This is a genomic window from Ignavibacteriota bacterium (assembly GCA_016708125.1).
In the GTDB taxonomy this organism is placed as follows: Bacteria; Bacteroidota; Ignavibacteria; order Ignavibacteriales; family Melioribacteraceae.
This window is the reverse complement of the sequence record JADJGF010000001.1, coordinates 847859-862884: the sequence shown is the minus strand read 5'-3', so window position 1 is coordinate 862884 and position 15026 is coordinate 847859. Positions and strand designations below refer to the sequence as shown.

The 15026-nt window shown below is 30.5% G+C and carries 16 protein-coding genes; all 16 read left to right on the top strand.

Features of this window, described 5'->3' with window-relative positions; genetic code table 11:
* Window positions 1-56: 56 nt before the first annotated feature.
* The 16 genes from flgB (at window position 57) to IPH62_04050 (ending at window position 15025) form a co-directional block, all read left to right on the top strand.
* Window positions 57-413 (top strand): flagellar basal body rod protein FlgB, encoded by a 357-nt coding sequence (gene flgB / locus IPH62_04125; GenBank protein ID MBK7104453.1) that lies wholly within the window; start codon window positions 57-59, stop codon window positions 411-413.
* Complete coding sequence (flgC, locus tag IPH62_04120) at window positions 413-910, top strand: flagellar basal body rod protein FlgC (GenBank protein MBK7104452.1); 498 nt, start codon at window positions 413-415, stop codon at window positions 908-910. The genes flgB and flgC overlap by 1 nt, the downstream gene beginning before the upstream one ends.
* On the top strand, window positions 911-1153 hold the full coding sequence (locus tag IPH62_04115) for a hypothetical protein (GenBank protein MBK7104451.1): 243 nt from the start codon (window positions 911-913) through the stop codon (window positions 1151-1153).
* 10 nt (window positions 1154-1163) lie between these two features.
* On the top strand, window positions 1164-1445 hold the full coding sequence (gene fliE / locus IPH62_04110; GenBank protein ID MBK7104450.1) for a flagellar hook-basal body complex protein FliE: 282 nt from the start codon (window positions 1164-1166) through the stop codon (window positions 1443-1445).
* A gap of 59 nt (window positions 1446-1504) precedes the next feature.
* A complete protein-coding gene (gene fliF, locus IPH62_04105) occupies window positions 1505-3061 on the top strand; it encodes a flagellar M-ring protein FliF (protein MBK7104449.1) in 1557 nt (518 codons plus the stop codon).
* Window positions 3051-4097 carry a flagellar motor switch protein FliG gene (gene fliG, locus IPH62_04100; GenBank protein ID MBK7104448.1) on the top strand — a complete coding sequence of 349 codons (1047 nt, stop codon included), beginning with the start codon at window positions 3051-3053 and terminating at the stop codon, window positions 4095-4097. The genes fliF and fliG overlap by 11 nt, the downstream gene beginning before the upstream one ends.
* Window positions 4090-4746: a hypothetical protein gene (locus IPH62_04095; protein MBK7104447.1), complete on the top strand. Its 657-nt coding sequence runs from the start codon at window positions 4090-4092 to the stop codon at window positions 4744-4746. The genes fliG and IPH62_04095 overlap by 8 nt, the downstream gene beginning before the upstream one ends.
* Entirely contained in the window at window positions 4743-6077 is a 1335-nt protein-coding gene (fliI, locus tag IPH62_04090) for a flagellar protein export ATPase FliI (protein ID MBK7104446.1), read from the top strand. Before IPH62_04095 ends, fliI begins: the two co-directional genes overlap by 4 nt.
* 3 nt (window positions 6078-6080) lie before the next feature.
* A complete protein-coding gene (locus tag IPH62_04085; protein MBK7104445.1) occupies window positions 6081-6512 on the top strand; it encodes a flagellar FliJ family protein in 432 nt (143 codons plus the stop codon).
* A 4-nt stretch (window positions 6513-6516) separates the two neighbouring features.
* On the top strand, window positions 6517-7065 hold the full coding sequence (locus IPH62_04080; GenBank protein ID MBK7104444.1) for a hypothetical protein: 549 nt from the start codon (window positions 6517-6519) through the stop codon (window positions 7063-7065).
* The gene (locus tag IPH62_04075; protein ID MBK7104443.1) at window positions 7065-10208 is read left to right on the top strand and encodes a flagellar hook-length control protein FliK; all 3144 of its coding nucleotides are present in this window, start codon (window positions 7065-7067) and stop codon (window positions 10206-10208) included. The genes IPH62_04080 and IPH62_04075 overlap by 1 nt, the downstream gene beginning before the upstream one ends.
* 12 nt (window positions 10209-10220) lie before the next feature.
* Complete coding sequence (locus IPH62_04070) at window positions 10221-10913, top strand: flagellar hook capping protein (protein ID MBK7104442.1); 693 nt, start codon at window positions 10221-10223, stop codon at window positions 10911-10913.
* Window positions 10914-10923: 10 nt separating this feature from the next.
* On the top strand, window positions 10924-11298 hold the full coding sequence (locus IPH62_04065) for a flagellar protein (protein MBK7104441.1): 375 nt from the start codon (window positions 10924-10926) through the stop codon (window positions 11296-11298).
* A gap of 104 nt (window positions 11299-11402) precedes the next feature.
* Window positions 11403-13043, top strand: coding sequence for a flagellar hook-basal body complex protein (locus tag IPH62_04060; GenBank protein MBK7104440.1), 1641 nt, complete (start codon window positions 11403-11405; stop codon window positions 13041-13043).
* Between the two features lie 159 nt (window positions 13044-13202).
* On the top strand, window positions 13203-14252 hold the full coding sequence (locus IPH62_04055; protein ID MBK7104439.1) for a T9SS type A sorting domain-containing protein: 1050 nt from the start codon (window positions 13203-13205) through the stop codon (window positions 14250-14252).
* A gap of 236 nt (window positions 14253-14488) precedes the next feature.
* Window positions 14489-15025: a flagellar basal body-associated FliL family protein gene (locus IPH62_04050; GenBank protein ID MBK7104438.1), complete on the top strand. Its 537-nt coding sequence runs from the start codon at window positions 14489-14491 to the stop codon at window positions 15023-15025.
* The last annotated feature ends 1 nt before the right edge of the window (window position 15026 follow it).

Genomic DNA, 15026 nt, shown 5'->3' with positions numbered 1-15026 from the left:
CCCAATTTTTTACTGGCATTAGTTTTGAGTAATCCACTTAAAAAAGGTGGATTAAAATGCCGATCCCAGAAAATAAAATATTAGAAAATCTTCTCAACTTTAGTGCACTTAAGCAGAAAGTTATAAGTCAGAATTTAGCAAATTCCGAAACTGCCGGCTATAAAAGAAGAGACATTGCATTTAAAGAAATACTTCAATCGGGAATGAAAACACTTTCTAATGAACATTTAAAAGATGAAGATTTTGAAATTACACTTGATGAAAGTACAGAAAATCTTTCAGGTATTAATAATGTTGACGTAAACAAAGAAATGGCAGAAATGGCGCAAAACTCAGTAATGTTCAAATTCGGTGCAAAAAAAATTAACAGTTATTACCAGACTTTGCAGAAAGTAATTAGAGGAGGTAGTTAATGGAAATTAAACCAAATTTTTCATCATTTAAAATTAGTTCCAAAGGAATGAGCATTCAAAAACAAAGGATGGAATTAATTACCGAAAATATTGCAAATACAAGCACAACCAAGACAGATAAGGGAACTCCGTATCAGCGTAAATTTATTAGAGTTCAGCAGGAAAAAGAAAGCTTAACACTAAAAAATTCATTACCGCTTAAAAACTCCGGATTCTCATTAGAAAGTATTAATAAAAATAAAATACAAGCTAAAGGTGTTGAAAGTTTTGAACCGAATCTAAATTTGAAAATAGATGTGGAAACAGATACAACAGATGGAGAATTAGTTTATATGCCGGATCATCCGGATGCAAATGAAGAAGGATATGTTAAAATGCCAAATATTAGCGTAGTTACAGAAATGGTTGATATGATTTCCGCATCAAGAAGTTTTGAAGCAAATTTAACGGCATTTAATTCTGCTAAACAAATTGCAAAAGATTCTTTGGAGATATAGATGAATATTTCTACTAATTCTGTGGGAAACTATAAACCGGTAAATAATATTGCCAATAAAAATGTAAGCAATATCCAAAACGCAAAAAATGAAAGTGTAAATGATATAACAAAAGAAGAAAAAAAATATTTTACAAAATTATATCCTAATGAAAAAAATACAATCAATGATTATCAGTTTTACAATAAAGACGGTGATAAAAAAACAGTTTTAGTCGGTTCACTTTTCGATAAAAGAGGTTAGCATGAAAACAATGGGATTGGGAAATTTTATACCAAAATTTCCGCAGCAAAATTCTACAAAACCAATTGATACAAATTCAAAATTTGACGGACTTCTAAGCAATTTTATTAAAGGAGTAAATGTTGATCAACTTGACAGCAAACAAATAACTACTGATTTTATTGAGGGAAAAGACGTTGAAATACACGAAGTAATGATATCCGGGGAAAAAGCTAAAACAAGTTTAGACCTTCTTATGCAAATCAGAAATAAAACAATAGACATGTATAAAGAATTAACAAGGATGCAATAAAAGTGGATAAAGCAAAAGATTCTTTCTCGGCTTTAGTAAATATTTTTAATAAACTTACAATGCAGCAGCGTTTAATGCTTGGCGGTATTGCTGTTGTTGCAGTAGTATTATTAATTTTTATACTCGTAGCATTTAATGAACCCAATTACACAACATTATATTCCAACCTGGCTCCGGAAGAAGCATCTGAAGTTGTAAATTATTTAACATCACAAAAAATACAATATAAACTTGAAGACAACGGAAATACAATTAGTGTTTCTAAGACTGATGTTTATGAAGTACGGCTTGCACTTGCCGGAAAAGGAATTCCTTCAACGGGAATGATTGGTTATGAAATATTTGATAAGAATACAATTGGTATGTCTGAGTTTATGCAGAAGTTAAATTTTAAGCGGGCACTTGAAGGAGAAATTGCACGCACTATAATTCAGCAGGAAGGAATTGAAAATGCTAGAGTTCATATTGTTACTCCGGAGAAAGCAGTATTTAAGGATGAACAAAAAGAAGCAACCGCTTCAGTTGTATTAAAATTAAGATCAAACTATTCTTTACCGGAAAACAGCATTTTAGCAATTACAAATTTAGTTGCATCAAGTGTTGAAGGTTTGGAAGCTGGTAATGTAATCATAATTGATAATAAAGGAAGATTGCTTTCTAAAAAACCGGAAGACAGTGAACTCGCAATTAATAGCGGCAAGCAATATGAAATTAAAAGCAGTATTGAAAAATATCTAGCAAAGAAAGCTCAAACAATATTAGATAAAATTTTAGGCTATGATAATTCGGATGTAAAAGTAAATGTTGAATTAGATTTTAATCAGCTCGAAAAAACATTAGAAACTTATGATCCTGAATCGCAAGTAGCGGTTAGTGAACAAACTTCGCGAAACACGAGCAGCGGAAAAAGTTTAAGTGATTCTAATGCGGTGTTTACGGAAACTTCAACAACCAATTACGAACTTAGCAAAACAATTGAACATATGATTGCCGGCACTGGAAATATTAAAAGAATAACTTTAGCCGCAGTAATAAATGGTGTAAAATCAGAAGTACAAAATGGTGAAGAAACAACAATTGTTAACGAACCGAGAACTGATGAGCAATTACAGCAGCTCGAATTATTATTGCGCCAGGCAGTTGGAATTGATCCTACGCGTAATGATGAAATATCAATAGTTAGTATTCCGTTTGAAACAAATAATTTGGAATCCGAAGATGGTTTTGGAGGCTCACCGCTTGATAATGTTGGTCAGTATATGAATTATATATTATTACTGATTGGAATTTTAGGTGCAATGTTCATATTAAAAACATTGTTAGCAAAACTTAAAGAAGAAAAAATTATGATTGGCACAGTTGGCGGCGGTGGAAATTTTAATGAACGATCTTTTGAAACAGCAATGGAACCTCCGATTTGGGATCCGGGCTTATCGTTGAAGAAAAGCAAGAAGAATAAAAAGCCTCTTTTTGAAATGGGTGATATTGAAGACGAAATAACTGATGAAGCTGTGATGAAAAAAATGAAACAAGATAAAATAATTAATTATGTAAGTAAAAATCCTGCTGAAGCTGCTAAATTAATAAATTCATGGTTGAAAGAAGATGAATACTAGTGAACAAATAAAAACAACTGGGATTACCAAAAAAGATTTAAACGGTATTCAAAAATCAGCATTACTTTTGATTGCATTAAATGTTGAAACTGCTTCTCAAGTTTTTAAATATTTAGAACCGACTGATGTTGAATCAATATCGGCGGAAATTTCTAAAGTTAAAAATATTCCCTCGCATATTGTTGAGCAGGTAATAGATGATTATCATGATTTAGTTACAGCTCGCGAATATGTGCTTGAAGGCGGTTTGGATTATGCCCAGCAAGTTTTGGAAAAATCTTTCGGATTATCCAAAGCAATGGAAGTAATTGAAAAAGTAAAAAATCTTACAACACTTCACGGATTTGATGTTCTTAAGAAAGCTGATTCAACTCAGCTTGTAAATTTTTTAAATAAAGAACATCCACAGACAATTGCATTAATTTTATCACATTTAAGTCCCGATCAAACAGCTGAAGCATTAATTGAGTTGACGGAAGAAATTCGTACAGATGTAATTTACAGAATTGCAACATTGGGTAAAATATCTCCGCAAACATTAACTCAAATTGAAAAAGTTGTTGATGAACTTGCCGGATTTTCTATCAACCAAACAATGGGGCAATTGGGCGGAACAAAAAGCGTTGCAAATATTCTTAATAGAATAAATATCACAATGAATAAAGAAATTATTGCAGCAATTGAAAATAAAGATGAAGACGTTGCATTTGAAATCAAAAGATTAATGTTCTTGTTCGATGACATTATTCATTTGCAAGATAGAGATATTCAGAGAATTCTAAAAGAAGTTGATAGAAAAGATTTAGCATTAGCATTAAAAGTTGCGGAAGAAAGAGTTCAAGAAAAAGTTTTCGGAAACATGTCTGAAAGAGCTGCCGATTTATTAAAAGAAGAATTACAATTTATGGGTCCGGTAAAACTTAAAGAAGTTGAAGCTGCACAAGGTAGAATTGTAGATCAAATTAAAAAATTAGAAGAGCAGGAAGAAGTAACAATCAGCTTTAGAGGCGGCGGATCCGAAGAAGTATATGTCTGACAAAATTAGACTGAATATAAAATCCAGAAATCTTAAGGCAGTTATTCAAAAGAAAGATGAAGAGAATAAAGCTTTTTATGATTATGCGGAATTATTAGAAAAAGAAAAAATAGAAAACTCGCATAAAATAGAACTTGAAACGGAATATAAAAAAGGAATTGAAATAGGTAAACAAGTAGCAGAAGAATTATTAAATGAAAAACATAACCAAGAACTGATTGAACAAGCTGAGGAATTTTACAAAGTATTAAAAACTTTTGAAGATAAAATAAAAACGTATGAAAATAATTTTCACAAAATAGTAATTAATGTTTCACAAAAAATTGCAGAAAAAATAATTAAAAGAGAAATTGAACAAAAAAGTATTATAACAGAAATTCTTGAGCAAAACTTAAGTAAAGTAATTGGCGCAAATGAAATTACTATAAAGTTAAATTCAACTGAGTTTAAAATTGTTGAAAAGACAAGCAAAGAGCAAATGAGTAGCATTGGAATTTCAAAAATTAGATTTGAGCCAAGCGATAGTATTGCAAAAGGCGGATGCCTAATAGAAACGGAAATGGGAAATTTAGATGCGAGAATTGATAGCCAGCTAAATGAAATATTGAAAATATTAGAAAGCAAACTTACTAAAAGTGAAACCGAATGAATGATGTGATTGAAAATATTATTGAAAAATACAATAAAATAATTGATGTTACAGATCCCATAAAAATAAATGGAAAAGTAACCGATGTAATTGGATTTGTAATTGTTTCAGTTGGTCCAAATGTTTCACTCGGTGAAATTTGTTCGGTAATTGATAGAACCGGATATGAAATTTGTAAATCGGAAGTTGTTGGATTTAAAGACGGAAAAGTTCTTTCGATTGCATTGGGAGATATACAAAATATTTCGCCGTCGTGCCAAATTGTATCATCCGGGAAAAGTTTTTCTATTGGTGTTGGCGATCAATTATTAGGAAGAGTAATTGACGGATTTGGAAATCCAATTGATGATAAGGGAGAAATTAATTATTCAATAATTAAAAATACACATAGAGATCCGTCAAATCCGCTTACACGAAAACGTATTGATACTCCACTACAAACCGGAGTAAGAGCGATTGATGGTTTACTCACTGTCGGTAAAGGTCAAAGAGTTGGAATATTTGCGGGAAGCGGTGTTGGTAAAAGTGTAATGCTGGGAATGATTGCAAGAAATACAACTGCTGATGTAAGTGTAATTGTGTTAGTTGGTGAGCGCGGGAGAGAAGTTAGAGAATTTATTGAAAAGGATTTGGGCGAAGAAGGATTAAAAAAATCTGTTATTGTTGTTGCAACAAGTGATAAGCCTTCATTAGCAAGAATAAAAGCTGCTTACATTGGTACAACAATCGCGGAATATTTTAGAGATTTAGGAAAAGATGTTGTATTAATGATGGATTCCGTAACTCGTTTTGCACATGCGCAAAGAGAAGTTGGAATTACAATCGGTGAACCGCCGACAACAAAAGGTTATACGCCATCGGTGTTTGCTGTTTTGCCAAAACTTCTTGAAAGAGCCGGAACATCAACAAAAGGAAGTATAACCGGATTCTACACAGTTTTGGTAGATGGCGATGATATGACTGACCCAATTGCAGACAGTGTTAGATCAATTCTCGATGGGCATTTTGTTCTTACTAGAAAATTAGCAAACAAAGGACAATTTCCAGCGGTTGATCCGCTGCAAAGTATAAGCAGAGTAATGCCGGATATAGTTCCGGAAGATCATAGAAGAAGATCTCAAGAATTTAGTGAAATACTTTCTGCATATAATGAAGCCGAAGATTTAATAAACATTGGCGCTTATGTAAAAGGAAGTAATCCGCAAATTGATCATGCGTTAAATAAAATTGGCGGATTGAGAAGTTTTCTTAAGCAAGGAATTAATGAAGAAGCAATTTATTCAGATACAATAAATAAACTTTACAATTTAATTGAAAAACCATTGGGATAATAGTTGGCAAAATTCAAGTATAAGTTTGATACAATAAAATCAATTAAAGAAAGATTTGAGAAAATTGTAATGAAAGAGCTTTCTATTATCAACTTAGAAATAGAGAGAATAAAAAATGAAATTGAAAATCTGAAGTTGGAATTAAGAGAAACGAAATTGAAAAAACTTTCTAACAACACAATTAAAATTAATGATCTGCAATTTTATGCAAAGCATGAAAATTATTTAGATAGACAAATAAGTTTACTGAGAAAGGAATTATCAAAAAAAAATATAGAGAAAGATAAAAAGCTTAAGGAATTAATTAAGAAATCAAAAGAAACAAAAACGTTTGAAATGCTTGAAGAAAAACACAAAATGGAATTTTTTAAAACTCAAGATAAACTTGAGCAAATTGAATTAGACGAAATTGCAGTCAAGGAATTTAATAGGTAATAAAGTGAAAAATACAATTATATATTCGGTCTTATTTATTGCGGCTTTTATCGGAACAACATTCGGCATCTACACATTCAGCAACAAGTATGTGGATATGTTCAAACTTGATTTTAGAGATAGATCTGCATTTGAAAAAGTAATTCAAGATAGTCTTGCAAAAGTAAGCGCTGATAGCTTAGCCGTAAGCGATAGTCTTCATATAGGAATTCCAGATTCTACAAAACACATTGCGCAAAATGAAAGTGCAGATGTAAAAATTGATTCAACTAAGATAAATGAATACGAACAGAAACTTTCAGAGAAGGATAAGGAAATTGAAAGTTTAAAAAATAGAATGAATGAAAAAAGCAGCGGGAAATATCAAGACTGGTTGAAAAAGACAATTAAACTTTATGAAGCAATGGAATCAAATAAAGCCGCGGAATATATTAAATCAATGCCTGAAGATGAAGCAAGAGATATTATTTATTCAATGAAACAAAAAAAGGCAGCGGAAATACTTTCTAATTTAGAAATAGAAACAGTTCAAAGATTAACAAAGGCGCAATAATGATATTTAACCCATTATATTTCAGCGAAACCGGAAACAACCAAATGCTGGTTGCAAAACCGGGAAAACTTTCAAGCAATAAATATTTGTTTTCTGATATTGTAAAAGTTGTGATGAATTCCGACAGAGAGCAAAAAAAATTATTGGAAACAAACTTGGAAGGAATTGTAAAAAATCAATTGCCGGTTATTGCGGGAATTGAAAATTCCAGTACGCAAATTAAACTTACGGAACTTTCTGAAAAAGACAGCGAAAAAGTAAAACTTGATCTTGCAGATATTTTGCCGCCGGAAATAGCAGAACTTTTAGTTAGTGAAAATATTGTTTTAAATAAAGATCAAATTATTTCTTATATCAGCAAAGAGCCGCTTGAAGGTGATTTGGAAAAATTTATAAACAGATTAGTCGGCGAAGATATTTTAAGTGAAAATTTAACAAAAGAAACCGGACTTTTTCTTCATCTTGAAGATTTAAAATCTGCTGTGAATATTGAATTATTAAAAGAAACTGATTCTAAACAATCTTCAGAAAAAGTAATTGTACAAACTTTGGTTGTACCGGAAAAATCAAAACTTCTTTCACTTTTTAAATCTCCAGAAAATCAAGAAGTTTCAAAATCAGAGAATACAAATTTATCGTCGATAAAAATTCCGATTGATTACAATTCGATAAAATCTCAGAGTGAAGAGCAGAATAATTTTAAACCAACTCTTTCAGTTTATTCTTTTAAAAATTTCGAACAAAACATTTCAACATTGGTTGGAGATAATAAAGATAGTCTAAAACTCGAACTTGTAAATACAAATTTAGTTGCATCAAATAAAAATAATTTCTCGGTAAACATACCGCTTGAAAAAATTAGCTTTATTCCAAGTGAGCTAAAAACGAATTCTTCGAAAACTTTACCAAATGCAAACATAATTCAAGAAATAAAAAGTAATTCTAATGATTCGAATAAATTAGAAACGTTGAAGAATTCTTTAGAGAAAGAATTTAGTGTTACAAAAATTACAATTGTAAAAAAGCAAGATAATTTATTTGGTGAAATCAATTCCAAAGAAAATATTAAAGAAAATAGAATTGAACCGGATTTGAGAAAAATTAATTTTAATGAAATGTATAAATCTGATAAATCACAATTTAGACTGTTGAAAAATATTCTTAATAATTCTGAAGCAAGTATTAAAGTAAGTAATCCAAAATTGAATTTAATTAATCAGATTGAACCCAAAATTAATGGTCAATTAAAATCTGATTTAAAAATTACCAATCAAAATGTTTCCAATAATGAAAATAAAATTGCTAAGGATAATTCTAAATCAAATTTGAAATTAGAAAAATTAGTAAATGAAAATAATTTACAAAAAGTCAATTTAAAATCAGAAAATGTTATTACCGGAACCAAAACACCGGAAAAGATTTTGGACATTCAGAAAAATGTTAACAAAGCAAATGGAGAAATAAATTTAGTTAAGGAAGAAAAAACAGAAATAAAATCCGCTTCAGATATTAAGATAAAAGAAAATCCCAATGTTAAAGTTGATGAAAAAAGTGTTTCTAGTGAAAATAGTAAAGAGCAAAAGCTTAACAATCAAACACAAGATTATTTCAAAAAATTTGTAATTGGTAAAAATGAATTAACAAAAGTAGATTCTAGAAAATCTGCAAAAATTGATACTCAGCCAAATGAAATTATTCGAAATACAAAAGTCATAAATGAAAATAATGAAACTATCAAAACACATAAAAGTTTAGATATTCAAAAAGATGAAATCGTTCAGAACATAAAAGATATAAACGAAATTAGCGAAAGCAGCAAAACTCATAAAAATATTAATGTGCAAAAAAATGAAATTGATTTAAAAACTGTAAATCTTAAGGAAACACTGAAAGAAACAAATGTAAATGCAAAAACTTTACCTCAAGATATTAAAAATCAAAATAACGAAGTGAAAATTTCCGAAACTTCTAAAAGTGTAATATCAAAGCAGGATAATTCTTTCGCTAAAGAAATAAAAACTTCGGAAGAGCCAATTAAAACAAGTCTAAAAGTAAATAACGAGAAAGAAAATATAATTGTTAAAAATGAAAAATATATTGTAGACGAAACAAAAAGTATAAAAACTGATGATGTAAAAAAATATGAAGTAAATAATGATGCAACTGAAAAAGTTCCAAATAAAAATATTCAGCAATCAATAAGTGATTCAAAAGAAAAAATTAGTGAAACAAAAAGTGAATCAAATAATTCGAAGGAAGTAAAAGAAAATTCAACAAAAAGTAGTGCTAATGAGAAAAGTAATTTTATTGAAAAATCAAATGTTGTTGAACCTAGGCAAGATTTAAAATCATTTGCAAAAAAAGAAATTGAAAATGAAGTTAGTGAAACTCAAAAAGTTGCAAGTAATAATAAAAAAGTTGAGTTCTTACCAAACGAAGAAAGCAGAAAATTATCTGTAAAAGTTAAAAGCAATGTTAAAACTATTACGAATAAAGATGAAGATATAAGCACAAACAAATCAATAAAATCAAGCAGCGAACAAATTGATTCATCTAAAGATGAAACTAAAAATAACTTAACGGATAACTCAAAACAAAATTTATTTAGTACTGAAAAAAATATTATTAAACCTCATCATGAAATTAATTTTGACTCAATTGTGAAGGATGAATTAAAGAAAGAAGTAGAACTTACAAATAAAACAAATTTAGAGAATGATTCTTCAAAAGCACACAAGGTTGTGAAATCAACTGAGATTATAAAAGAACTAAGTAAGTTCATTTCAAATCAGGAAAAGGGAAGTTTAACATTTGATATAAAACCGGAAAGTCTTGGTAAAATGAAGATTACCCTAACTACAGTTGAGAATGTTTTAAAAGCATCAATTGAAGTTGATAATGAACAGGCAAAAGGTATGGTTGAACGAAACGTTGAAAAATTGCAAGAGGAATTATCAAAAAACGGAATTCAATTAAGTTCACTTAATATTTCTCTTGGTCAGCCAAAAAATCATAAAGGTGAAAAAAGGACGAATACAAAAAATAATTCGAATGAAAATCAAACAGAGACTGACAAAATAGATTTTGAAGAAGATAAAAAAACAAAAACATTAGGCTACAATACTTACGAATATATAGCATAGGAGAATTAAAAAATGATCGATGGAATTTCAACAACAACTGCGACAACCTCAACTGCAGAATATGCAACAGAAAGTAAAAGTTCATTAGATAAAGATGCGTTTCTGCAATTAATGATTGCACAATTAAAAAATCAAGATCCGCTTGAACCTATGGATGGAACAGATTACTCGGCACAGCTTGCTCAATTTAGTTCTTTGGAACAATTGAAAAATATCAACGATAGTTTAAATAATAGTATTGATGCAAATTACTTATTAACTCAATCTGTTAATAATACAATGACTGCAACACTAATTGGGAAAAATGCAAAAATTGCCGGCGATACTATTTCTTATGAAGGTCAAGAAAATACTTCTTTCGGATATGAACTTCCGGCTAACGCAAAAGATTTAACTGTTGTTGTTAAAAATTCATCCGGAGTTGTAGTAAAAGAATTTAGTGATTTAGAAAAAACTGAGGGCATCTATAAACTTGATTGGGATTTTACCGATAATGAAGGTGATGTAGTTCAAGAAGGTGAATATACTTTTGAATTAAAAGCAACTACTTTGAATGATGAAGATATGACAGTTGGTCAATATTTAGTTGGAACTATTGAGGGAGTTAGATTCGGAAGTTCGGGTACATCAATATTGGTAAACGGTTTAGAGTATTTAGTATCCGACGTTTTTGAAATTTTAGAAAATAAACAGAAAGTAAAATAGAAGGTATAAAATGGCAAATATGATTAATGGAATAAATGTTCCTTTTGTTCCAATAGTTAAGCCAGAACATCCTGCAAATAATATTAAAGAAGGTAGTTCAAGTTTTGACTCAATATTTAAAACGGAGCTTGAAAAATTAAAATTTTCAAATCATGCTTCAAAAAGAATTGAATCAAGAGAATTGGAACTATCAAATGAAGATATGAACAAATTGCAGAATGCAGTAATGAAAGCAGAAGCTAAAGGAGCAAAAGATTCATTGGTTGTGATGAACAACAAAGCGTTCATTATAAATATTCCAAATAAAACAGTTGTAACTGCTTTGAATGTTGAAAAAAGTTCGGAAAATATTTTTACAAATATTGATAGTGTAGTTTTTGCATAATAATTAATTAACTAAAAAATGGGCGGGACCTTCAAAGGACGCCCGGATTCAACTGACCGACTGATGTTGAATCACACTTTAAAAAAATCCTTAGGAGGTTTAAGATGTCTCTTATTAATTCCTTATTTGCCGGAGTTTCCGGTATCCGAAATCATCAAGCAATGTTAGATGTTATAGGAAACAACATTGCAAACGTAAACTCAATTGGTTATAAAGGCAGCAGAGTTACATTTAGTGATACTTTCAATCAATTTATTCGTTACGGAACAAATCCTACAGATACTGCAGGCGGTACAAACACGTTTCAAGTTGGATTAGGTATGAAACTTAATTCTGTTGATAGAAATTGGAATCAAGGTACTTTTGAAAGAACCGGAATTACAACAGATTTAGCATTACAAGGTGATGGATTATTTGTTCTAAAGAAAAACGGCGAAACTTTTTACTCAAGAGCAGGCGCATTTATTTTTGATGCAGACGGGCAATTAGTAAATCCGCAAAATGGTGCAATTGTTCAAGGTAAAGTTGCAACAGAAGACGGAACAGTTCCTCCCGGAAATAACTTGGAAAATATTGTTATTAATTCAAACTTAAGATTGCCTGCTGTTCCTACTACAGATATAGTGTGGGATGGAAATCTTGACAGCACTTCATCATTAACAAGATCAGAAGAATTTGTACAAACCGGAAATTTACAGAATAATGTTGCAGTTGGAACGGAACAAGCAAGCGAAGCCGTTGTTTATGATGATTTTGGTAATGAATATTCTTTTACAACAAATTATGTAAAAACAGCAGATAATACTTATGATTTAACATATGAATTATTGGATAGCGAAGGAAATCCTACAGTTCCGACAGTTGGTCCAGTAACAGTTGAAGTTGAGTTTGATCCTACAACTGGGGCAATGACAACTTTTGATGGCGCAGCTCCAGATAAAGTTCCGATAACAGAACCTCTCCTTGGAATTGATTTTAAATTTGATCCAACTAATGTTGAGGAAGGTACGACGAAAACATTAAGTTCAGTTACTGATAGTAATAGAAAACCAACCATTGTTGCTGGATCAGTTCCGGTATTTGATTCTTTAGGTAATGCGCATAATATGACACTCAAATTTACTAAAATTGCTGATAATAACTGGAAATGGGTATCAGAAATGCCTGCTTCAAGCGGAACTCTTGCCGGAAGTGAAGGAACAATTTCTTTTAATTCAGATGGATCGATTGCATCTATTGCACCAAATCCACCAGTAGTTACTTTTTCACCAATCGGCGGTGCATCTCAAGAAAATATCGAATTAAATCTTGGTGAAGGTTTTGAAGGAATTACACAAATTTCCGGAAGTTCGGTAGTTTCAATGTCTTCGCAAAATGGTTCTGCATCAGCATCTTTGGCAAATATCAGTATTGATCAATACGGTTATATAGAGGGTGTTTTTACAAACGGACAATCAAGAAAATTAGCGCAAATTTTGGTTTCAACATTTCCGAATAGAAATGCACTTACAAGTGTTGGCGAAAATATGTACACAATTTCTGCAAATGCCGGCGAGCCTTATATCAGCGAACCCGGAGAAACAAGTAATACAACAATTCAATCCGGCGCATTGGAACAATCAAACGTAGATCTTTCTGAAGAATTTACAAGAATGATTGTTTCGCAAAGAGGTTTCCAAGCAAATTCCAGAGTAATTACTGTTTCGGATACATTATTACAGGAAATAACAAATTTAGTTAGATAAAAATATTTTATATGTTTGGAGTTCTTAATTAGAATTCCAAACAATTATATATTAAAAATAAGAAAACAAAAAGTACAAATAAATTATTTGTACTTTAAAATATTAAAACCATTTATTATTTTTAATAAACCAACTATGTCTTATTAAAATGGAGGAAACATGAGATACATCATCATATGTTTAATATTTCTTCAAGATTTAATCTTATTAACAAACAATTTTGCCCAAACGCCTACTTATTCAAACATTACATCAAGGAAAGCACACACTGAACCTTTAACTGGTAGTACTTATAACCAAGGAGTTGTTCTAAAAGGTAGATGGTATTATTCCCCATTTAGTTGGGAAAATCATGGTGTTTTTAGGCAAGCAATTTTTAGTTGGGGTTATTCAGCAAATAACTTACCCAACACAATAGTAGCAATACAGGATAATTCACTTATTGATTGGTCATCTTGGGTATGGACATATATTTACACATACTTTCAGGTAAATTTACCATTGGTAGAGAATACAACTATTTATTATACAACACGATGTGTCTATGAACATCAAGTTAATGGTCAAAGTTCTTCAATAAGTTCAATAACAAAAAGTATAAATTATATTGATAATACACCACCAGCAGTACCAACAAATTTACAGGTTTCGGAGACTCAAGATGAACATCCAAAACTAACATGGAATGCAAATACTGAACCAGATATAAATAATTATCGAGTTTATAGAAAAAGAAATTCTGAAGCTTGGGTTTTAACTGGTACTACAAGCTCAACAACATTTACTGATTTTGATGTTACAACAACATATTTACATGGAGATGATATATATTACAAAATAAGTGCTCTTGATGTAAATGGAAACTCTTCTGGCTTTAGTAGTATAGTTTGGATTGAAGCAAGATTACTTAAAGAGGTAATTGCACAAGATATAAGCTCTAAACCTAATGAATTCAACTTAAGGGCAAATTATCCAAATCCTTTTAATCCTACTACAACTATAACATATGAGATTCCATATTCGTCAAAAGTAAATTTAAATATTTATGATATTCAGGGAAATATGGTTGCTAAATTAGTTGATGAATCAAAATCGGCTGGAGTTCATAGTATACAATTTAATGCAAGTAATATTCCAAGTGGTGTTTATTTTTACAAGTTAACAGCTGGGAATAATAGTGACATGAAAAAAATGTTATTTTTGAAATAGTTTATTTTCAGTTATCATTATTGTTGTTCTAAGCAATATGGGGATCAGTAAAATGATCCCCAAGTTTTCTTTTCTCATTCATTGTGAATTATTACAATTGATCAAATGGTCAATATTCTACACTTATAATAATTCATAATATCAAAAAACACTGATTTTCTGCATTCAGCTCAATTTTCACTTTTTTTTTCTAATGGCATACCAATTGAAATTATAAATTAAAATTGGAGATAAAAATGGCAGAAGAAGAAGTTAAAAAGGAATCGAAACCTGAAAAACCGGCAAAGAAAGGTTTTAACTTTAAAATAATTTTAATTGGACTTCCGCTTTTTATCATACAACTTGTGCTTGTATATTTTATTACTGCAAATTTTTTGGTAAAAAGTGCACCAGCTTTACATGATAAAGCAGAAGGTGAAAATGTTGAGCATGCTGAATCCGAAGAAGAAGGTGAAGGGCATGCCGATAGCACAATGCAAATATATAGTATTGAAGATTTAATTATAAATCCAGCCGGAACAAGCGGACAAAGACTTTTGCTTCTTTCCGTAGGTTTTGGAGTTGCTAACGAAGAAAAAGCTACACTTTTAAGGAGCAATGAAATTGTAATAAAAGACATGATATTAAATTCAATGTCGCAAAAATCCTTATCAGATTTGAGCAGAGTTGAATTAAAAGATTCTTTAAAATTAGAAATTGCAGATCAGGTAAATAAAATGTTGCCAGGCGCAAAAGTTAAAAATGTTTATTTCAGTAAATACGTGTTAAATTAAA

Excerpts from the sequence above, each read along its gene's own strand:
- fliG (MBK7104448.1), top strand. The coding sequence starts at position 3,051 with ATGAATACTAGTGAACAAATAAAAACAACTGGGATTACCAAAAAAGAT.
- fliI (MBK7104446.1), top strand. The coding sequence starts at position 4,743 with ATGAATGATGTGATTGAAAATATTATTGAAAAATACAATAAAATAATT.
- flgC (MBK7104452.1), top strand. The coding sequence starts at position 413 with ATGGAAATTAAACCAAATTTTTCATCATTTAAAATTAGTTCCAAAGGA.
- IPH62_04070 (MBK7104442.1), top strand. The coding sequence starts at position 10,221 with ATGATCGATGGAATTTCAACAACAACTGCGACAACCTCAACTGCAGAA.
- flgB (MBK7104453.1), top strand. The coding sequence starts at position 57 with ATGCCGATCCCAGAAAATAAAATATTAGAAAATCTTCTCAACTTTAGT.
- IPH62_04050 (MBK7104438.1), top strand. The coding sequence starts at position 14,489 with ATGGCAGAAGAAGAAGTTAAAAAGGAATCGAAACCTGAAAAACCGGCA.
- IPH62_04095 (MBK7104447.1), top strand. The coding sequence starts at position 4,090 with ATGTCTGACAAAATTAGACTGAATATAAAATCCAGAAATCTTAAGGCA.
- IPH62_04055 (MBK7104439.1), top strand. The coding sequence starts at position 13,203 with ATGAGATACATCATCATATGTTTAATATTTCTTCAAGATTTAATCTTA.
- IPH62_04065 (MBK7104441.1), top strand. The coding sequence starts at position 10,924 with ATGGCAAATATGATTAATGGAATAAATGTTCCTTTTGTTCCAATAGTT.
- IPH62_04060 (MBK7104440.1), top strand. The coding sequence starts at position 11,403 with ATGTCTCTTATTAATTCCTTATTTGCCGGAGTTTCCGGTATCCGAAAT.
- IPH62_04115 (MBK7104451.1), top strand. The coding sequence starts at position 911 with ATGAATATTTCTACTAATTCTGTGGGAAACTATAAACCGGTAAATAAT.
- fliE (MBK7104450.1), top strand. The coding sequence starts at position 1,164 with ATGGGATTGGGAAATTTTATACCAAAATTTCCGCAGCAAAATTCTACA.
- fliF (MBK7104449.1), top strand. The coding sequence starts at position 1,505 with ATGCAGCAGCGTTTAATGCTTGGCGGTATTGCTGTTGTTGCAGTAGTA.
- IPH62_04075 (MBK7104443.1), top strand. The coding sequence starts at position 7,065 with ATGATATTTAACCCATTATATTTCAGCGAAACCGGAAACAACCAAATG.